Genomic DNA, 20,877 nt, shown 5'->3' on the forward strand with positions numbered 1-20,877 from the left:
GTCTTCTAGATGTCATTCAGACGATGAATGATGAGGATAATTAAATTGCAAGTGATCGGCGCCATTCATTCCGTTTCTCATGCTCTCGACACGCGGGGACTCAAGCTTTTGTCGCGGATTGTCGACCTTGTCTCAAGGATTCTCTTCGCGGCGTCCTTGCCTGGACGCGCCAGCATCGGCAAGAACGTATTTTTTCATCACAGCGGCCTCGGCGTTGTGATCAACGGCGCTTCGGTGATCGACGATAATTGTGAGATCGGCGTCCATGTCGTGCTGGGCGGGCGGGCGCCGATCATCGGCGCGCCGCATCTCGAACGCGGGGTCATTGTCCACGCAGGCGCGCGCATCATCGGACCCATCACCGTCGGCGAAGGATCGGTGATCGGCGCGAACGCCGTGGTTCTTTCCGACGTGCCGCCGCGCAGTCTGGTCGTCGGCGTGCCAGGAGTCGTCAAGCGGACCGGGATCGAAATCGACGCCTACCAGCACTGACTTGAAAGCCCTGGATCGGCGCAAGCGATGTTTGCGCGGGGCGACCGACGAGGAGGAACATGCAGTCGACAGCTTTGCCGGACCGGTCACAGCTTTTTGCCAGATTGAGCGAGGACGAAATCGTCGCGCGCTACCGGCGCGTCTGGGGCCCGGATGTCGGGCTCGACGAATTGAAGGCCCAGGCGCGTCTCGAAGGCGAGTTGACCGACCGCCTTTTGCGATCGACTCCGGAAAACCGCTGGTCGGAGTTCTCGGAGGCCTATGGCCGGCTGTTCAGCGAACTGCCATGGCATCGGACCAATGAATCGCTCGCCAACGACCGGGATTACGAGATCTGGCGCCGCCTTCTCGGCCCGGCGCGCAAGATCCTGGAAATCGGCAGCGGCGGCGGCGGCCTCATCCGCCATCTCGCCGCGCGCGGGTTTCAAGCCTATGGCTCGGAAGTCACCCGCGAGCGCGGCGAGAAATGCGTTCCAAACGGCGAAGGCGTCGAATGGCTGCAGACCGATGGCGTCAATCTCTCGCATTTCGTCGCCGAAAACGGCTTTGACGCGGTTTTTTCCGATCAGGTCTTCGAACATCTGCATCCCGACGACCACTTGACCCATCTCTCCGAGGCGCGGAAGGTCCTGGCCAGCGGCGGCCGCTATATTCTGCGCGCCCCGCACCGATCGGGCGGCCCGCGCGACCTTTCCGAAATCTTCGGCCTCGACGAGGCGGTCTTTCTCCATCTGTGCGAGCCCGATTACGCCCTCATGCATTCGCTCTGCCTGCGGGCGGGATTCGACCGGGTTTCCGCCGTGCTGGCCTCCGGGCGGCTGGGCGTCGCGCTGGCCTCGCCGCTTTTTCTTCGTTACCAGCTGGCCATCGAGCGCCTCGAATCGAAATTCGCCCGCTCTCAGGAACAGAAGCGGCGCTTCCGCAAACTCGCCCGGCGTTTGCTCGCTGCCGACGCCGTGTGGATCGTTGCCGAGAAGACGCGCCCCACGTAAATCGACGCCTGCCTTGCCGACTGGGCCGGACATTGGCGCAGTCCTTGATTTTGGAAGACCTCTTGAGGCCGCGCCTCGCAAATCGGAGCGAGGAGCATGGCGTGGCCGTGTTTCGGCCGCGGCGCTTGTAAGTTTGAAGATAAGGCGGTTGTGAATGTTGCGTCTGCTCAAGGGCGATGTTGCGGTGGTCATGGGCGGCCAGCTCGTGCAGCTGGCGGTTGGCGTCGCCACCTCCACGATCATCGCCCGCATGCTCAGCGCGGACGGCTATGGCGTCGTCAATCTTCTGCGCAGCATCTTCATGATGGTCGCGACCGTGTCCCCTCTCGGCCTCGATGCGGCGCTGCTGAAATATTGCGGAAGGGACGATGGCGACGCCGAAGGAAAGGCCGCCGTCATCCTCAGATTGCGCCTGATCGCCCTCGCGGTCTCGACCACCCTTGCGCTGCTGGTCTTCGCCGGCGCGGAAACCGGCCTGCTGGGCAAGGTCTATCGCTTCGACAATATCAACCTGCTCTTTATCGTCACCTTCCTCGCCCTTCCCTTCGCGACGGACACGGCGATCCTTAACGCCGTCTATCGCGCCAGGGGCCAGGCGAAGCGCTACGCCCTGATGGGGCCTTATCTCCAGTCTGGCATCCGCCTCGTGCTGGTGCCCCTGGCGGCAGTCTGTTCTCCGCGCATCGAAACCGTCGTGGCGATCAACACGCTGCAAATCGTCGTCACGGCGGTCCTGATCCTGATCGACATGAGCCGCAGCCGTCCCGAGGCGGCGGACTCGGCGCCGCCTCCCGCCGCCGTGCATCGCGCGGGCGCCATGGACGTGCTGCAGGAATCCGCCTGGATGTGCCTGTCGATCTTCGTCTATTCGCTCATGCGCTCGGCGGACATCATGTTCCTCGGCGCCACCACCCAGGCCAAGGACATCGGCGAATACGCCGCCCTGTCGATGGTGGCGCAGCTCACCGCCATCTTCCCCATGGCGGCGAGCCAGTCGCTCGGCCCCAATATTTCAAAGGCTTTTCACAGCGGCGATCAGGCGGGAGTCGTCCGCGAACTCAATCAATACCTGATGAAGGCCGCTCCCGTCTCCGGCTTCCTGTTCGGCGGCATCGCGGTCTTCGGCCAGCGGCTCGATCTGGTCTTCGGATCAAGCTTCCATTTTTCCGCGGCGATCTGCTTCCTTCTGCCGCTCGGCCAGGTCATCAGCGCCACGCTGGCGCCGATGGGCTATTCCCTCTCGATGACGGGCCGCCATCGCGCCGAAAACGCGATTCTGACTGCCGGCGGCGTCGTGCTCGTGGCGCTGTGCGCGCTTTTCATACCGAAATATGGAACGATCGCGGCGGCGAGCGCGGTCGCCTTCACCTTTACGCTCGTCAATGTCGCGCGCTTCATTCTTGTGACCCGCGTGACCGGGGCGGTTCCCGGACGCTGGCTCGATCTGGTCCCCGCGCCGCTGGCGTTTGGGCTTGCCCATGCCGCCCAATATGCGGGCGATCTGGTCGGCGGACGCGACCTGCTCACGACCTTCCTCGCCTGCTGCCTCTATGGCCTGCTCTTCGGCGCCTGCGCGTTCGCGCTGTTCATCAGGCCCGGCGCAGTCGCCCGAAAGGGCAACCCGCTCCCTGCTCAAGGAGACATGAAGTGAGTCAACGGCCCGTCCGGCGGATCGCGATTTTCGCCCCGCATTTCGCCGAATATTCCTTCCGCCTGGCATGCGCCTGCGCCGGGCGCGCCGACGTGCTGCTGTTCCTCGACCGCATGAACCAGCAGCGCGAAATCGACGCCGATCTGTTCGGTCATAAGCCGGAAAGACTGCGGGTCGTCGCCTTCGACTCCGTCGGTCGCTCGAACCGGATCAAATCCCTGACCCGGATCACCGCCGAGCTCCTGCGGTTTCGACCGGACGTCCTGCTGGTGCAAGAGCAAATCGACGCCCTGACAGCCTGGGTTTGCCGCGTGAACGGCCGGCTCTATCCCATGCTGCTGACGGTCCATGATCCCTCGCCCCATACCGGCGCGGACACGCAATATGTCATCGACAACGCGAAGAACCGGGCGGCGATCCGGAATGTCGCCCGCGCCTATCATGTGCACGGCGCCTTTTGCCGCGACCAATTGGTCAGGGAAATGGGCGCGGGCAAGCCAATCGTCGAAACCACCCACGCCGTCATCCTGACGCCGCCGGCGGACGCCCCGGCCACACCGCCCGAACCGGGCCGCATCCTGATGTTTGGCCGCATGGAGGCGTACAAGGGACTCGGAATCCTGCTCGACGCCGTCGACATGCTGGCGCGGCGCGGCGTCGCCTTCAAACTGGTCATCGCCGGGCGCGGCCCGGAGCTTGACCGCCTCGCTTCCCGAATCGAGGGCCGGCAAGACATCGAAATCCTCAACACCTTCCTGACGCCTGCCGAGGCTTCGACCGAATTCCAGCGCGCCGACGTCGTTGTCACGCCTTATCTGAACGCAACGCAAAGCGGCGTCGTCGCCGCCGCTTTCGGCAATGGCCGGCCGGTCGTCGCCTCGCGCGCCGGCGGTCTGGCCGATTCGGTCATCGATTCGGTAAACGGCCTCCTTGTGCCGGCCGGAGATGCGGGCGAACTCGCGGCGGCGCTGGAGCGCGTGTTGACCGACCGGCCCTTCCGGGAAAGCCTCGCCGCCGGCGCCCGCGCCTCGGCGGACACGACCTACGACTGGGGCAATGTCGCGGAACGACTGCTAAACTTTTCTGAAATAACAATATGTTAACCTGAATATTATGTGTCCGGCCCGTTCACCCAGATTCTGGAAGGCTTTTTGCATTGCAGCGAAATGACTTTTCGCACTGCAAAGAAAGGAGTATGAAGGCGTCAGCGAATTATTCACCAAGTCTGGAGCATCTCGGCTGGCCTCGTCACACCTGAGGTCGCCTCAAGGCACGGCGTCATGAAATGGCGACCTGCTCTTTCAGTATGTCTCGAAGCATAGGACGGTGATATGATGGGTATCCGGATGTCATTTCTACCTTCCTTCGATGAACGGGAGGGCGCTTTGTCGCCAGAGATGACATATACTGGCGAAAATATGAAAATTGGCCGTCGCATCACGCCAGAGAACTGGGTCGCTCTTTTTGTCGTCGCTGATTTCGTGCTGATCGCAGCAAGTTGCGTTCTGGCGGCCGGTGTCGAAAACGGCTTCGAATTCGCCGGCCCCATCAACAAGGCCACTCTGGCCGGTGTGGCGATCAATTTTCTGGTGTTGCACGGACTGTTGGCGCGCTCCTTCGACGCCTATGACAGCGACAAGATCTTCCAGACCGGCCATTCGATCAAAACTGTTTTCAAATCGATCACCTTCACCTTTGTCACCATGCTGGCCGTATTCAAGGCGCTGAATGTCGATTTCAGCTATTCCCATGCATGGTTTTACGTTTTTTCCCTTTTCAGCCTCCTTTCGATGATCGCATTCCGCCTCGTCGCGCTTGCGGATGTTCATAGCCGGCTGCGGTCAGGCGATTACGTCCTGAAAGCCGTCTCGGCGTCCCTCTATTGCGATCCCCTCACCGCCGAGGAGATCGATGAATCGACGGATTACATCGTCAAGATCGCGCGCTCGACGCGCCTGAACGCCGTCGACGAATTGCCCGATCTCATCGATTCCTATGTCAGCGAAGAAATCGACTCGATCTACATTCGCGTTCTCTGGGTCGATGCGCCGCTCATTCTGCAGCAACTCTCGAAGCTGCGATTCTATTCGATGCGCGTCTATGTCATCGCCGACGAGCGCCGGATCCGCGCCAATCATCTCGGCGTCAGCCGATTCGGCGACCTGGTTTCCATCACCGCCGTGGACCGGCCGATCGACCGCTGGGGCCTCTGGCTCAAGCGCACGCAGGACGTCGTTCTCGCCTCGGCCCTCATCCTGCTCACGGCGCCGATCATGGCGGCGGTGGCCATTGCGATCCGGCTCGAGAGCAAGGGCCCCGTGATTTTCCGTCAGAAGCGCACCGGCTTCAACGGGATGCTGTTCGAGCTGTGGAAATTCCGCTCGATGTACAGCGACAAGTCGGACTTCACGGCGTCGATCCAGACGAGCCGCAACGATCCGCGCGTCACTCGCGTGGGACGTTTCATCCGCAAGACCAGCCTCGACGAGCTGCCGCAACTTTTCAACGTGCTGCAGGGGTCGATGTCGATCGTCGGGCCGCGTCCGCACGCCGTGCACACCCGCACCGAGGGCAAATCCCTCGAAGAACTGGCCGAAGAATATGCGGCCCGCCACAGGGTAAAGCCTGGCCTGACGGGTTGGGCGCAAGTTTGCGGCTATCGTGGCCAGCTCGACTCCATCGAAAAGGTCAGGCAGCGCGTAGCGCATGATATAGAATATATTGAAAACTGGTCGACCTGGCTCGACATCAAGATCATTTTCAGGACGGCCTGGCTCGTGATCAACGATCCTTCCGCATTCTAAACTCTACTGAGACGCCTTTTTTCATCGGAGGCTCAAGACCAACGGAGGAGCCGACGCTCCCGATCCCGTTTTTTGGGGTAAATTGGAGACCGGGAATGTCGATCGGGTGGTATGTTCGGCGGCTGGCCAATATGAGCCTGCCTGAGGTTTTGCATCGGACGCTCGAAGCGCAGCGCAAGCGGACGGCGCGCCGGCGCGCTTTCGGCTGGGAGGCCTTTGCGTCGAAAGGCGCCTTGTGCTGGCCGCACGCTGCAGCGCAGGATTTCATCCGTGGCGTGGACGGCGACCTGGCGCAGGCCATTCGCGCCGCGGCCGACAACGTCCTGAATGGACATTTCGAGGCCCACGGCGTCGCCTGGCCCAAGCGCGCCACGGACGATCTTTTCCCGATCGAGCTTTGGCGCCTCGATCCCGTCAGCGGCGGCCTCTGGCCCGGCCCTGACCATTATTGCTTCGATATCCCATACCGGCACGAGCGCAAGCTCGGCGACGTCAAATATGTCTGGGATCTCAACCGCCTCCAGTTCCTTCAACCGCTCGCGGCGGCGGCGGCCCTGTTCGACGACAAGGCCGCCCTCGCCGCCATCCGCCGCGCGATTGCGAGCTGGCGCGAGGCCAACCCGCCCTTTCGCGGCATAGCCTGGAATTCGGGCATCGAACTCGCGCTGCGCGCCTTTTCCGTCATTTTCGCCATCCTGCTTTGCGGCGGATCGCTCGGAAAGGAAACGCTGGATCAGGCAGAAGAAATCCTGCGCGCCCATTTCTTCTGGCTGGCCCGCTATCCGTCGCGCTTTTCTTCCGCCAACAACCATCTGGTCGCCGAGGCCCTGGGCGAATTCGCCATCGGCTGCGTCCTGCCCGATCTCGCCGACGCGCGTGCGCGGCAGGTGCTGGAGAAAGAAGCGAGGCTGCAAATCTTCTCCGATGGCGTCAGCGCCGAGCAATCGCCGACCTATGGCGCCTTCACAGCGGAAATGCTGCTGGCCGCCGACTGGCTGGGACGCGCCGCGGACAGGCCGCTCGCGCCCGAAGTTGGCGAAAGACTGATCGCCTTCGCCGGCTGGATCGCCTGGATGAGCGATGCGCGCGGGGGCGTTCCCAATATCGGCGACGACGACGAAGGACGCGTCCTTTCGCTCTGTTCAGCCCGCGAATACGCCTATCCGGCCTCGGTAGCGCGCCTTGTTTGCCGTCGGTTCGGCTTGCCTTTGAATGCGCCTTTGGGCCGCGACGCGCCGGAATTGCGCGACGCCCTTTATCGCGACAAAAACGCGGAAAATTTGCAGCCGCAGCCACAGGGCCTGAAAACTTTCGCCGAAGGCGGCTACACTATCGTGCGCGAAACCCGCGCGGGCAAGAAGCTGCGCTTCATGCTGGATCATGGACCGCTGGGCTATCTGTCCATCGCCGCCCATGGGCACGCGGACGCCAACGCCTTCACGCTGGCGCTCGACGATGAGGATATTTTCGTCGACCCAGGCACCTATCTTTATCATTCTGGCGGCGCCTGGCGCGACTGGTTCCGCGGCACGCCCGCGCATAACACGCTTTGCCTCGACGGCGCCGACCAAAGCGTCATCGCAGGGCCGTTCAACTGGGGCGCCAAGGCGAGAGCGCGGCTCGACCAAAGCGCCGGCGGCGCCAACTGGTCGCTCGCGGCAAGTCATGACGGCTATGTCGGCCGTTATGGCCTCGAGCATCGGCGGGAGGTTTCCGCGCAGGACGCGGGAGTCCGGATCGTCGATCGCCTGGTTGGATCGGCGAAGCCCCCAGCCGCGCTCGTCTCGCTACAGGCCGCGCCGGATCTCGAGATCAATGGGTCCGGACAGGAATGGCGCGTTCAAAGGAACGGCGTCACGCTCGTGACCATCGCCTTCTCCCGACCCGGCGAAACGCGGGTGATCAAGGCCGGCGCCCTCGGCGAAGGCGGCTGGGTCTCGCCCTGTTTCGGGACGAAGCTTGCCGCAGATCGGCTCATCTGGCGCGGGTCCATCCCGGTCGAAGGGCTGGAGACGAATTTGAGCTGGAGGCCCGAATGACCGCCCGGACGCCCAAGCAGACGCGTATGCGGCCGGAAAGACCCGATGCGATGGCCGCATCTCCCTCCAGCCGTGCGAGACGAGGACAAAGCCCGGCTTTCGTCAGTTTTGCCGGCGCCTTCCGACATTCCAGCACCAAGCTCGACCTGACGATGGGGCCGACCGAGAAACTCATTCTCAGCGCCCTGTTCGTCGCGATCTACATCGCCTACGCCTCCCTTGGCCGCGACGTCATCTTCAACAAAACCTATGTCCAGCGCGGCGCCGAGGTGAGCGACCCCATTGGCGCGGCGCTGCCCTATGTGCGCCTGCTGGTCTGCATGCTGGTCATGGCCGGGCTGGGGCTGCGCATGGGCTTCGGATGGCTGGTCGGCCGCATCCCGGCGCTTTTCGCCCCTTTCGCCCTGCTCGCGCTCGCCTCGGCCGCCTGGTCGACTGAAACCCGCACCGTCCTGATCTCGGCGAGCGGCTTGCTGTTCCTCTGGATGGCCTTGCCGGCCCTGTCCCTGCGCCTCGGCATCGTCCAGGTCACGCGGCTCACCCTGCTGATCATCGCCTGGGTGCTGATTTTCAGCCTCCTGCTCGCCGTCTTCGCGCCGAGCATCGGCATTCACACCGGCACCGAAGCCTATCAGTCCAGCCATGCCGGCCGCTGGCGCGGGATTTTCGCGCATAAGAATGCGCTGGGCTTCTGGGCCTCGTTCGGATCGGTCCTGCTGTTTTCGGGCCGAGGGCTGTTCACCGGCTATGAAAAATGGGTCGCGACATTGGGCGGCCTTGCCGGCATCGTCTGCCTCATCTTCGCCAAAAGCTCGACGTCCATCGTCATCGCCTTTTTCCTCGTCGTCGCGGTCGGCATCATCCACCTCCTGAAAGTGTTCTCGCCGACACTTGTCATGCTGATCTCCATTTTCTGCGCAGCCTTGTTCGGCGCCATCTTCTATGTGGGGGCCGATACGATTTTCGCCCTGCTCGAACGCGACGCCACATTGACCGGACGCACCGAGCTCTGGGGCCTGGCCGTCGATTTCATCCAGCAACGTCCCTGGCTTGGCGGCGGCTACCAAAATCTCGGCGGGCAGGAATTCCGCGACTACACCTTCAAGATGGCGAACGAGGAGCTTGGCCCCGAAAACGGCTATCTCGGAATCTGGCTCGACCTCGGCATTTTCGGCCTGATCTTCTTCCTGATCCCGCTGTTCTTCGGCATACGAAACGCGGCCAACTGGATTCCGCACGTCGCCGGCAAGGAGCGGCTGGCGCTGGAAACCATGTTCCTGATCGTCATCGCCACCTCCATCCAGTCGATGGTCGACGCGACCGCCCTGATCGCGACGGGTTATGACGGCGTCATCGCCTTCTCTGCCTTTTTCATGTTCATGGCGATCCAGAAATCGCCGCTCGACGTCGCTCGCGCCGAGGCGAAACTGGCCAAGAGCTGGAAGAAAAAGCGCGAGCGTCTCGCGCTGGATCGCGAGCATGGCCGCAGATTGGCGCTGGACCCGCCAGCATCAGACCGGAGTTCAGGCGACGCCTTTCCGGGATGAATGAGAGCAATCAGAATCGATGCGCGATCGTTCGGGGTCCTTCCGGAACGCCGCGTCGACCGGACGGACGCCGACCCGACGCGGACTCGATCAAGAAAGCAGTCTGAATGACCACCGACATTTACGACGAAAAGGCAAAGACAGGCAGCGATGCGGCCCTTGAGGCGGCTCCTCTCCGCGCCTCGACGATTCCTGCGCTTGCGCGCGGCGAATTGCCGGGCCTTGACGGACTTCGCGCCATTTCCGTCCTGCTCGTCATGTTTTCCCATTATGGCTATGGGAAAATCGTCCCCGGCGCGCTCGGCGTCACCACCTTCTTCTTTCTCAGCGGCTTCCTCATCACCACCCTGATGATGCGCGAAGTCGCCCGAACCGGCCATCTTGCGATCGGCGCCTTCCTGATGCGCCGCATCTTGCGTCTCGCGCCGGAATTGCTCGGCCTCATCGTCGTCTCGGGCCTTGCCGGGGCGCTTTACATCGGCCTGCCGCGTCCGGCGGACCTGTTCGGCGCTGTTTTTTATGTCACCAATTATCTGGAGATCTTCGCCCTCTCCGGCTATTTTTCGCCGGACATCCGCTGGCCGCATCTCTGGTCGCTGGCGGTCGAGCAGCATTTCTATCTGCTCTACCCGCTGCTGGTCGTCTCGACCATTCGCAGCGAAAGGAAATTCATGGCGGCCCTGACGATGGTCTGTCTCGCGGCGCTGCTCTGGCGCTGCTTCGTGATGCTGCGCTTCAACGACGCGCAATATGCCTATATCGCGACCGAGACCCGGCTCGACTCCATCGCCTATGGCTGTCTGGCCGCATTCCTGATGTGGACGCATGGCGCTTCCGTCGCGGCATGGCTGCGGGGCCGGAACCTGGCGCTGGTCGTGCTCGGCCTCGGCCTGATCGGGCTGACGCTCGCCCTGCGCCAGCACCAGCTGTTTCGGGAAACCCTGCGTTATTCCCTTCAGGGCGTGGGCCTGATGATTTTCTCCGCGGGACTGTTCCTGCCACCAGGGGCGAATGTCATCCTGAGCGCCCTGGACTGGCGGCCAATGCGCTGGATGGGCCGCATGTCCTATGCGGCCTATCTCTGGCACCTCGACGTGCTGAAATTCATGGAATGGTCGTTCCCGTCAGCGGCGGAGACAGCGGGAACATGGCGGGGCGCTGGTTTTGCGATCGCGGCCGCAGCGGCGACCTTTCTGGTCGCGTGGCTGTCGCATGTCGCCATTTACAATCCCGCCGTTCGTTGGCGCAAGCGCTTCGGCTCTCACGCCAATTGACGTCGCGCCCTGCTCGATCCCCCTTCGAAAACGCCGAACGCCGCCAAGATCGCGTGGATTGGAAGCGGCCCGCTCTGTTAAATCCGGCTGCCGCCGCGCTTGAGGACTTTTGATGCAAGTACAGGGTTCCGCCGACCATTCCGATCGAAAAAAGATCCTGTTCTTTTGCAGCGGGCTGCCGATGGGCGGCGCCGAAACCCACATGGTGCAATTGCGCGAGGGATTGGCGCAACGTGGCCAGCCGTCGGACCTTCTCCTGCATGGCCTGAAGCGCTCGGAAGCCATGATGCGGGCTCCCGGCGCACAAAATCCCATCTTCCTCGACATCAAGGGCATGTCGGAAATCGGCGGCTGGTTCAAGACCTGGCGGGCGCTGCGGCGGCTGCAGCCGGACCTGATCGTCGCGGTCAACCAGACACCCCTGATCATCGGCATCATCTGTCGCTGGTTCTTCGCCACCAAGGCCAAGATTGTCTGCATTTTCCACACGATGGAAATGCAGAAGCGCGAGCAGCACCTGATCTCGACCTTCCGCCGCCTGTCGCCCTTCTGCGACGCCATCGTCTATGTGAGCCGGAACCAGAAGCGCATGTGGAGCGAACGCGGCATCGCCGCGCGCGCGACCGAAGTCGTTTACAACGGTGTGGATTCCAGCAAGGGCGGCCCGCCGCCCGACGCGCGGCGGACCATCCGCGCATCACTGAAGATCGGCGATGAGGATTATGTCGTCGGCGTCGTCGCGACCTTCCGCGACGAGAAAAATCAAGCCCAGATCGTCGAGGCCGCCGCGGACCTGCGGGCGCGCGGCGTTCCGGTCAAGGTCATCCTCGTCGGCGGCGGACAGAATTTCGCCGCCGTCCAGGCGAAAGTGCGGGAGCTCGATCTCGAGGACAGGGTGTTCATGGTCGGCGAGCAAACCGACCCCAGGCCGTTCATGGCGGCCTGCGACGTTGGCGTTCTCTGCAGCCTGATGGAGACCTTCCCCATCGCGGCGATTGAATTCCTGTCCTGCGGCCGCCCCATGATCGCCTCCGACGTCGGCGGCGTCAGCGAAATCGTCGAACATGGCCACAACGGATTGCTCTATGAAGTCGGCCGGCGCGACCAGCTCGCGGATCGTATTGCTGAACTGGCTCAGGACGAGCGCCGCGCGGCGCTGACCGCCAATGCCCGCTCCTCCATCGAGAGGTTTTCGCTCGACGGCATGATTGATCAATATGATCGGCTCTTCCAGCGCGTTCTGGCGAATTGAAGCCATAGGCCGGGCGAACGGGCCCGTAAGAGGCCCGTCTCCAGCCTGACGGCGCGCTAGTTCTCGTCGACGTAATAGCTTCCGTAATAGCGGCCCTTATAGGCTTCGAAGCGCTTGAGTTCAGCCGGGTCGGCCTTGTTCAGCACGCCGCCGACGACCTTCTGCCGCAAGATGTCCGCCCCTTCGAGCGCGTCGCGCACGACGTCGCGCGTGGTGACGCCCCACTCGATCACGAAGACGAACTGATCGACCCGATGCGCGAAAGCCTTGGCGTCGACGACAGGGACGACCGGCGGCAGATCGATATAGATATAATCATAGTTCTGACGCGCTTGATCCAGCAATTGCACCATCGCGCCGGAGTTCAGCAGCGCCACGATATTGCTTTCGCGCACGCGGACGATCGAGGGCAGGAATTCGAGCCCGCTCTCTTCGTCCCTCAAAAGGGCGCCCGCCAGTGGAATCGCGCCCTGCAGGACCTCGACAGAACCGATTTGCGCCTGCGGCGCCAAAGTGCGTGTAAGCGAAGGATTGTGAAGGTCGCCGTCGATCAGCAGGGTGCGGGTTCCCATTTTCGCGGTCATCAGCGCCATATTGGCCGAGAAGGTCGTCTTGCCTTCCTTCGGCACCGAGGACACGATGCCGACCACGACCGCCCCGCCCTGCTCCTTGTTGCTGTCGATCGTCACCTTCACATTTCTCAACGTCTCGGTGAAACGGGAGAATGGCGCGTTCACGGAATGCCGCACGAAGGCGTTGTTGCCGCCCAACTGGCCTGGCCGGCCCAGCGCCGTGCGCTTCTTGTTCGTTTCGAGCGCGAGATTTGGCAAGATGCCAAGGCAGTCGAAGCCGGCATAATTGATGACGTCGTCGCCCAGGCGGAAGTTGTTGCCGAGGAACTCGCGGACTAGAGCGAAGAAAAAGCCCAGGAAGGCGCCGGCGAAAACGCCCAGCGGAAGAACGATGATCGCCTTGGGCCAGTTCGGTTTGTCTGGCGGGAACGGCGCGGTCACGACGCGCGCGTCGGAAACCGGGAAGCTCTGTTGCTTCACCGCCACTTCGAACTGCTGGAAGAAGGTGTCGTAGATGCTGCGATAGGTTTGCGCGGAGCTTTCCAGATCGCGCAATTGCACCTGCGACTCGCCTGTACGCGCCTGCTGGGCCACCAGCTTGTCCAGATTTTCCTGCGTTCCACGTTCGCGCGCCAGCGCGATCTCATATTCGCTGCGCGCGCTCTCGCCGATCCGGTCGAGTTCGGCTTCGATGGTGCGCTTGATTTGCTCCTTCTGCTTTTCGAGATTCTGCACGGCGCCGTGGGCCTGGCCGTATTTGGTGATGAGTTCGGCCTGCTTGTTCTCGTAATCCAGATATTGCGCGCGCAGGCGCGTGATGATGTCGCTGCGCAAGGCGTCGGAGACGGAGCCGTTGACGATGTCGCCGCGGTTGAGCGCATTGAGACGCTCCAGACGCGCCTTGGCTTCGGCCGTGGCGGCGCGGGCGACGCCGAGTTGGCTGTTGACGTCGGCAAGCTGCTGCTCATTCATCAAGCCATGGCCGGTCTCGACGATATTGTGCTGCGCCTTGTACTGAAGCAGCTTGCGATCGGCGATCGAAGCCTGATCGCGCAATTCCCGGATGCGCTCCTGCATCCAGCTGGTCGCCTTTTGCGTCGCCTGAAACTTGGCGCTCATCTCGCTTTCGACATAGGCGTCGGCGATCGCCTGCGCGCCAGCCGCGGCGGCTTCCGGCGAACGCGCCCAATAGCTGGCCTCGATCACATAGGTCAGGCCGATACGCTTGACCTTGAGCCGCAAAAGCAAGGCTTCCGCGGCGGCGTGCTGGATCTCTTCCCTGGTTGGCGGCGGCGAGGACGCACCGAAGGAAAGAGCGCTTACGATCCGCTGGACGAGGCCGGGGCCTTCATCCTCGGACGCGCCGCCGCCCGCCTTCGCGCGCTCCTCCAGAAGGCGCACGGCGGTCAATGCGACGCTTTCCGACTTGAGGATTTCGACCTGGCTTTCGATGATGCCCGGGTCTGGCGGGCCGCTCATCGAAATTTCCTGCTTGCCCAGAGACTGCGCCTGTCGCGGATCGATATAGATCAGGAAGCTCGCCGAATATTTCGGTTGAGCGAGAAAGAGATAGAGAATGGCGAACACGAAGCAGATCGCCACGCCGGTCAGGATCGTCGGCCATTGCCGGTAAACGATGCGCAGCAGTCCCAGCGCATCGAGTTGCGGGACGAAACGGCTATCGCTCGACCTTTCGGATGACGATACGGATGAGTTAGTGACCTGGAGCATCAGCTTCGGCTTTCCTGGGCTTCAACCGGACGGCGTTGTCCGACGTCCGGCGAAAACGGGTTCAGCGTAGTTTCAGAGGGTTGAGCGGTTCAAACGGATTGCTGAGCGAAGGCGGCCTGCCGTCCGATCCGGGCGAAATCGACAAGAATTTTCTGGATCGATCGGCCTCCGCGCCGGCGCCCGAGGGCGGCGGGGGATCCCGATCCGGCAGCGCATCAAAAAAGGCCCTCCGCAATCCAGGATCGACGGCGCGCCCGACCTGCTCGACGATCAGGCGGCTCACCGTCGGATTGACGGCGCGGCAGTCCGTGGCGGCGCGCGCGAGCCCCCTGGCGATCGACCTGCGCTGGTCCTCGCGCGCCGACGCCGCCAGCTTGACGACCGCCGCGACGGCGGGCGCGCCCTCCAACGCATATTTGCGGATTTTTGCGGTCAATTCCTCAGGATCCCTCAGCAAGGGATCCTGAAGCAGACTGTATGGCCGGTCTATGAATTGCTGAACGGCAAGCGGGCTCATGGCGCCGTCGCATGGCGTGTCCGCCCGCGCGGCCGCCGGAACGAGGGCAAAGCCAAGCGCCAGCAGGATCTCGGCTGGCGCGCCTCCGAAAGGCTTTCGCGACCGGACGAACTGACGCAAACACACACTCCCTTTGTTCCGGCTTTCGAGATCCATCAATGGAGGTTCTGCGCCGAATAGGCGGCCTGATAGAAAATATTCGTGCCCAGGCCGATGAAGGCGAGCAGTTTGGTCGCGTCGGCCATCGGCGCATCGGTCGCCAGGATCATGTCCTGGCCGCGCATCTGCATCTGGTTCATTTCGAAGAAGCCGTCCGAGGAACTCAGATCGACCGCATAAACGGTCGGAACGAGATCCGACGGATAGCCAGCCGTATCGACGTTCATCTGAGCCAGAACGTCGCGACGTTCGAGCCGCAGCAGGAATACCGACTTGGCGTCGGCGCGCGCCTGATCGAGGCCGCCCGCCCGCGACAAGCCTTCAGCCAGCGTCATGTTCTCGGATTCGAAAGGAAAGCGCCGCGAATAGCCGACGCCCTGCTGAACCTGCACCGTCGAGCCGAAGGCCATGAAGACCTTGGGCCGGTAGGTCAGCTCGATGGTGTCGCCGGCCTCGAGATTGATGTTCCGCGACGGATTCTTGATGACGGAGCTGAGCAGAACCTTGCCGACAGAGCCGCGGCGCTGAACTGTGACGACCGTCTCGAACGGAAGCCGCTTGGCGCCGCCAGCGCGCGCAATGGCGTCGAGCAGCCTGATGCCGCCGGGATCGAGGAAAAAGCGCGTCGGACCGCTGACCTCGCCGAGAACGCTGATCGCGCTGCTCCGGCGCTCCACCATGCTGACGACGACCTGCGGCTCGATGGCCCGGCCATTGAGCCGTTTGGCGATCATCCGCGACGCTTCGTCCGGGGTCATTCCGGCGATGCGAACGGGGCCGATGAAAGGAATGTTGATATTGCCGCTCGAGTCGACCTGCTGGTTCGGAATGGGCGTGTAATTGCCCTGGCGCTGAGTCGAATCCGCCGGCAGGAACAGCCCGCCCGACTGGGCTTCGAACACCGTGACCGAGAGGACGTCGCCTACGCCGATCGCCACTTTGGAATTGCCGGAGCCCTTCCCGAAGAATCGTCCCAGCCCCTCGCTTTCATCCACCGCATTGACGACCTGGACATTGGCCGGATTGAGCCCCACCAGGACATAGGGCGGCTTCGCCGCCGGCTCGGGGGCCTTGCCCTGTGCGTAAAAGCGGACGGAATCGGCGCTCGGCCCATCCTTGGGGACGAGCGGCGCGACTGCCGAACACGCCGAAAGCGCGAAGACGAGTCCGCCAAGGATCACTCTGTCGAACCAATAGGCCCATCGGAAATTCATCTGGTCTCGCAACTTCGCTGTTACTGCTCGTGAGTTCGGTTCAGGCGCCGCGGGAGCCAACATCAACCGCGCTTCGGTGGAGATGTTAACAATTTGCTGCGCTGCGGTATCTTTGCCATATTGCGCCGCAAGCCGGTAGCCCCGAATTGCGTAAGTTCTTGAAATTGGCCGACCGAAGACCGGCCCGCGCGCGCAGGAGGCAGGAAAGTCCACGGGGCGCGACGTCTCCCGCATCTCATACGTCCTGCAAGACCTGCTCGGGCGCGGCTTTCGCCCCGGTTGTCAGATAGGCCTGAAGGAGGGGCGCCTTCTGCCGCCGCCAGGACAGTTCCTCGACGACGCGACGCCGCCCGAATTGACCCATTTCGTTGCGCAGGTTTTCGTCGGCGAGCAAGGCGACGATCTTGTCGGCGAAGTCGATCGGATCGTTTTTCGCCGCGTAAAGCGACGCCTGTTGCGCGGAATAACGGCCTTCCTTGACGTCAAACTGAACAATCGGTTTGCTGAAGGCCATGTATTCCATGATCTTGTTCATGGTCGACAGATCGTTCATCGGGTTGACGCGGTCGGGATTGACGCAAACGTCCGCCGTCGAGAGCAGCTCGAACAGTTCCGCGTCGGGGATGCGGCCGCGGAATTCAACGTAATCGTCGACCTTCAGCGCCTTGCTCAGCGCCTTCAAGGCCTCCAGGCTGGGGCCGGAGCCCGCCAGCGTGAACTGGATGTCGGTTCGGCCGAGATCGAACACAATGTGGCGCACAGATTCCAGAAGCAGGTCGATGCCTTCCTGGTCGCCCATCACGCCGACATAGCCGACGAGATAATCGCGACCGCGCTTGCAAGCGGGATTCGGCGGCGTCGGCTTGATCTTTTCGATATCGGGGCCCGACCTGACGACGAAGACCTTCTCCGGCGCCATCTTGCCGCGCTCGATCGCGATCGAGCGATAGCTCTGGTTGGTGGCGATTGACACATCCGCTGTCATGAACGTCAGGCGCTCGACAAGCCGCAGCAGCCGCCAGAAGAAATCCCGGCGCCCGAATTTCGCTTCATAGAGCTCGGGATTGATGTCGTGATGATCGAAGATGAATTTCCGGCCCAGCAATTTGAACGGGAGGGCGACCAGAAAAATCAGGTCCGGCGGATTGCAGCCCTGGATGACGTCGAAACCGCGCTTGAAGAAGATCTTCCAGGCGAGACGGGTCTCCGCGGCGAGGGCGGCGAGATATTCCCGCAGATAGCCCCCGGCGGAGTCGGCCTCGACAGGCAAGGGGTGCCGATGGATGTGAATGCCCTCGATCACCTCTTCGGCCGCTTCATAGCCCTTGCCGGTCGGGCAAATGATCGACACTTCCGCGCCCGCCTCTTTCAGCGTGCGCGCCTCAAGCCAGACGCGCCGGTCGAAGGGCAGCGGAAGATTCTCGACGATGATCAGGATCTTTCGTCCCGCGAGAACCCCCGACCGGATCTGTTCGACGGATGCGCTGCTCATGATCTCTCTTCCAGAACTTGAGTTGCCGACCAAGAGTCGTCCCTCCTATTGCAGGCAGTTGAGATCGACGAAGCGATCGCAGTCGAGGGTCAGGGCGCCGGCCATACCGTTCATGTCGACGACGACGTCGTAATGCGTCGCCGCGATCTTCTCGGCGGAAACAAGCAATTTCGGCAGAGTCGGAAGATGAAGGAAGGTATAGCCGAGATTCTGGCCGACGAGATGGTCCGGCTCCAGATGGGGATCGTAGACGGACAACGCAAAGCCCGCGCTGAGCAGCTTGCGCGCCATATCGACTTTCGGGCTCTCGCGCAGGTCGTCGCTATCGTTCTTGAACGCCAGCCCGAGCATCAGCACCGAGGCGCCGGGCGCGAGTCCGGTGGTGACATGCTCGAACAGGAAGTGCTTGTGCGCGTCATTGGAGCGCAGGAGCGAGTCGATCAGGCGCGAATGCGCGCCGACATCCGCGGCGATGAACTGCAGCGCGCGAACGTCCTTGGGCAGGCAGGAGCCGCCAAAGGCGCCGCCCGGACGCAGGTAATAGGGCGAGATGTTCAGCTTCCTGTCCGAGATGAAGATCTCGTGCACCTTCCTGGCGCTGATGCCGAGTTGCATGCAGACGCGGCCAATCTCGTTGGCGAAAGCGACCTTGACCGCGTGGAAGGAGTTGTCGACGAATTTGGTGATCTCGGCTTCGCGATATTGGGTGTAGAACACCTTCGCGTCGAGGTTCTTGTGCAACTCGTCCATGCGCGCGTTCGGCAATCCGTCATGGGTGCCGACAACGATCTTGGGCGGATGGAAATAATCTTCGATGGCCGTGGATTCGCGCAGGAATTCAGGGTTATAGACCAGCTCGAACAGTTTGCCGGCATCGCCCCTGACCGTCGATTCGAAGATCGGGCGAATCAGTTCCTCGGTCGTGCCGGGACGGATCGTGCTGCGATAAACGACCGTCAGCGGCTGCTTGCGGCCGGACTCGATCGAGGCCGCGATCTGGCGGCTGACCTCGGCGATATAGGACATGTTATGGGAGCCGTCCGGACCGCTCGGCGTGCCGACGCAGACGATCGCCATGTCGCTATCGCGCAGATGGTCGGAACCATCGGTGACGCAACGCAGCAATCCCGCATCGACGGCCTTCTTGAGCAGTTCTTCAAGGCCAGGCTCCTTGATCGGCGAGAGCCCCGCATTGGTCTCCCTCACCTTCTTTTCGCTCACATCGACGCCGACGACGCTGTGGCCTTCAGCCGTCAGGCAAGCTGTGGCCGTAAGTCCGACATATCCTAATCCATAGATTGCAATCTTCATCGAAGCTTCTCGTCCAGGTCGCGAAAGAATCGTTTTTCTCTGTGCGCCCGAACCGCGCCAAGGGTCGCAGTTCGATACGCTGCGGTTCGCCGCGCGAGCGCCGCGGCGGAGCTTGGCCCTGCCGTCAGAAGGCGAACAGGCGTGGCTCACATGTTCAAGCTTCAGCTCCCTTCTCGCATTTGCACAATCCCCTTCGCATTAGCACAATCCCAGCGCAACGGCACGATTAAAAACATGACTTTTTGCACGAAGGAAGCGCATAAATGTGGAAAACACGTCAGCGTGCCAAAATTGAGACATATATAAAATAATAATGACAGGGGTCTCTCCAGAACAGATTATAATTTTTGAATAAAACTTTACGTTATCTAGCCGCCATATGCTCTCCGAGATGGAGCCTCAATTGGCCTTCGCCCGCGCGGAGGCTAAATAATGCAAGGAACTGGAACATGACATCGGGTCTTACACGCCGCCAGTCTCTGGGTTTTTTCGCCGCCGCGGCGGCGTTGGCGACCTCTCCCGCGGCGGCGGAGGGCTCCGGCCCGGTCCGGGCGCCCCTCCTGCGTCGAGGCGTCAACTTCCATCATCCGCTCAACTGGCCCGAGACGACGAGCCGGAACGGCCGGCTCGACTATGTCTGGCCGCCTTTCGCGAATGACGTTCACAAGACCAGCGACGACGAGTTGCGCCGGCTCAAGGCGCTTGGATTCGATTTCATTCGCGTGACGGTCGACCCCAGCATTCTCATCGTCTCTGAAGGCGACCGACGGCAACTTCTTGCGGACCGAATCCGTTCGCTGGTCGCGCGGCTGAACGCCGCCGGTTTTGCGGTCGTGGTCGATCTGCATCCCGTCCGTGTCAATCCGGCCTATCAGCCCTCGGCGCTGGTCCAGCCCGGGGCCGAGGCCTTCGCCGCCTATCTGCGCATGGTTGGACAGGTCGCCGCGATCCTGAAGGATTTTCCGCCCGACCGGATCGTGTTCGAACTCATGAACGAGCCCGGGCTCGACAAATTATCGGATGCGCCCCGCTGGCAGCCGATGCTGGAGGCGCTCCATGCGAGCGCCCGCGCCGCCGCGCCCAATCTTCCGCTGATGCTCGAAGGCGTCATGTGGAGCGACCGCAAGGCGCTGATCGGCCTCGACCTCGCGCCCTTCCGGTCAAGCAATGTGCTTTACACGTTCCATTATTATGAGCCTCACAGCTTCACCCATCAGGGCGTGGAGAATGACGTCACGAGCTATTGCCATGATCTCGCCTGGCCGGCCCGAGCCGATAATGTCGCGACGGTTTACAGCCAGGCCGAACGATTGGTGGCGGCGAATCCCCGCCTGAGCGCGGCCGAGCGGGCCGACGCCCTGACGCGGACGAAATTTCTGCTCGATCAATATCTCGCCGCCGGCCACAACGCCGCGCGCATCCGCAGCGATTTCGAGGAAGTCGCGCAATGGGCCAAGCGAAACTCCATTCCGGCCGATCGCGTCGTGCTTGGCGAATTCGGATGCGTTTTCTCGTCCAATGGCCGCCCCCTGGGCCAGGACCGCGTGAGTTGGCTCGCCGCCGTCCGGCAGACCTCGGAAGCCATGGGGTTTCCCTGGGCCTATTGGGCTTACAAGGGCTATGGCGGCATGGAGCTCATCGACCCCGCCGGAACCATGCACCAGGAACTGATTGGGGCGCTCGGCCTGAACGCCTGACCCCGTTTCTCAGAGAGGCGTCGAAAGACGCCCGCCCGCGCTGAAAGCCCTCGGCCTCCCGCGCCGCGCATCCATCCCAAAAGCTTCCGGCAAGCCTGCCGCCGTTCAATCGCCGCCATGAATTGTGCAGATG

At 62.4% G+C, this 20,877-nt stretch carries 15 protein-coding genes; 10 read left to right on the top strand and 5 right to left on the bottom strand.

All coding sequences use genetic code 11. From position 1 onward, the window contains the following. The first annotated feature begins 51 nt into the window (after positions 1-51). The 9 genes from QM467_RS11925 to QM467_RS11965 all read left to right on the top strand — a co-directional run bounded on the left by QM467_RS11925 (position 52) and on the right by QM467_RS11965 (position 12,051). Positions 52-492: a serine O-acetyltransferase gene (locus QM467_RS11925; protein WP_283366586.1), complete on the top strand. Its 441-nt coding sequence runs from the start codon at positions 52-54 to the stop codon at positions 490-492. Between the two features lie 59 nt (positions 493-551). After that, complete coding sequence (locus tag QM467_RS11930) at positions 552-1,484, top strand: class I SAM-dependent methyltransferase (protein ID WP_283366548.1); 933 nt, start codon at positions 552-554, stop codon at positions 1,482-1,484. Positions 1,485-1,638: 154 nt separating this feature from the next. Beyond that, the gene (locus tag QM467_RS11935) at positions 1,639-3,135 is read left to right on the top strand and encodes a lipopolysaccharide biosynthesis protein (RefSeq protein WP_283366549.1); all 1,497 of its coding nucleotides are present in this window, start codon (positions 1,639-1,641) and stop codon (positions 3,133-3,135) included. Then, positions 3,132-4,238: a glycosyltransferase family 4 protein gene (locus QM467_RS11940; protein WP_283366550.1), complete on the top strand. Its 1,107-nt coding sequence runs from the start codon at positions 3,132-3,134 to the stop codon at positions 4,236-4,238. The genes QM467_RS11935 and QM467_RS11940 overlap by 4 nt, the downstream gene beginning before the upstream one ends. Before the next feature lie 315 nt (positions 4,239-4,553). Beyond that, positions 4,554-5,939: an exopolysaccharide biosynthesis polyprenyl glycosylphosphotransferase gene (locus QM467_RS11945; protein WP_283366551.1), complete on the top strand. Its 1,386-nt coding sequence runs from the start codon at positions 4,554-4,556 to the stop codon at positions 5,937-5,939. 95 nt (positions 5,940-6,034) lie between these two features. After that, on the top strand, positions 6,035-7,978 hold the full coding sequence (locus QM467_RS11950) for a heparinase II/III family protein (protein ID WP_283366552.1): 1,944 nt from the start codon (positions 6,035-6,037) through the stop codon (positions 7,976-7,978). Next, on the top strand, positions 7,975-9,525 hold the full coding sequence (locus QM467_RS11955) for an O-antigen ligase family protein (protein WP_283366553.1): 1,551 nt from the start codon (positions 7,975-7,977) through the stop codon (positions 9,523-9,525). The genes QM467_RS11950 and QM467_RS11955 overlap by 4 nt, the downstream gene beginning before the upstream one ends. A 107-nt stretch (positions 9,526-9,632) precedes the next feature. Continuing rightward, the gene (locus QM467_RS11960) at positions 9,633-10,799 is read left to right on the top strand and encodes an acyltransferase family protein (protein WP_283366554.1); all 1,167 of its coding nucleotides are present in this window, start codon (positions 9,633-9,635) and stop codon (positions 10,797-10,799) included. A 112-nt stretch (positions 10,800-10,911) separates the two neighbouring features. After that, positions 10,912-12,051 (top strand): glycosyltransferase, encoded by a 1,140-nt coding sequence (locus tag QM467_RS11965; RefSeq protein WP_283366555.1) that lies wholly within the window; start codon positions 10,912-10,914, stop codon positions 12,049-12,051. A 56-nt stretch (positions 12,052-12,107) separates the two neighbouring features. On the opposite strand, the gene QM467_RS11970 is transcribed toward QM467_RS11965, so the two are convergent. The 5 genes from QM467_RS11970 to QM467_RS11990 form a co-directional block, all read right to left on the bottom strand. Beyond that, positions 12,108-14,354 (bottom strand): AAA family ATPase, encoded by a 2,247-nt coding sequence (locus QM467_RS11970; RefSeq protein ID WP_283366556.1) that lies wholly within the window; start codon positions 14,352-14,354, stop codon positions 12,108-12,110. Positions 14,355-14,415: 61 nt separating this feature from the next. After that, positions 14,416-14,991 carry a hypothetical protein gene (locus QM467_RS11975; protein ID WP_283366557.1) on the bottom strand — a complete coding sequence of 192 codons (576 nt, stop codon included), beginning with the start codon at positions 14,989-14,991 and terminating at the stop codon, positions 14,416-14,418. 35 nt (positions 14,992-15,026) lie between these two features. After that, a complete protein-coding gene (locus tag QM467_RS11980) occupies positions 15,027-16,244 on the bottom strand; it encodes a polysaccharide biosynthesis/export family protein (RefSeq protein ID WP_283366558.1) in 1,218 nt (405 codons plus the stop codon). Between the two features lie 235 nt (positions 16,245-16,479). Then, entirely contained in the window at positions 16,480-17,736 is a 1,257-nt protein-coding gene (locus QM467_RS11985; RefSeq protein WP_283366559.1) for a glycosyltransferase family 4 protein, read from the bottom strand. Between the two features lie 45 nt (positions 17,737-17,781). Next, entirely contained in the window at positions 17,782-19,047 is a 1,266-nt protein-coding gene (locus tag QM467_RS11990) for a nucleotide sugar dehydrogenase (RefSeq protein ID WP_283366560.1), read from the bottom strand. A 449-nt stretch (positions 19,048-19,496) separates the two neighbouring features. Between QM467_RS11990 and QM467_RS11995 the strand changes: the two genes are divergently transcribed. Then, positions 19,497-20,744, top strand: a complete 1,248-nt coding sequence (locus tag QM467_RS11995) for a glycoside hydrolase family 5 protein (RefSeq protein WP_283366561.1) — start codon at positions 19,497-19,499, stop codon at positions 20,742-20,744. Positions 20,745-20,877: the final 133 nt, after the last annotated feature.

Origin of the sequence: Rhodoblastus sp. 17X3 (assembly GCF_030056575.1) — a bacterium.
Taxonomy (GTDB): Bacteria; Pseudomonadota; Alphaproteobacteria; order Rhizobiales; family Beijerinckiaceae; genus Rhodoblastus.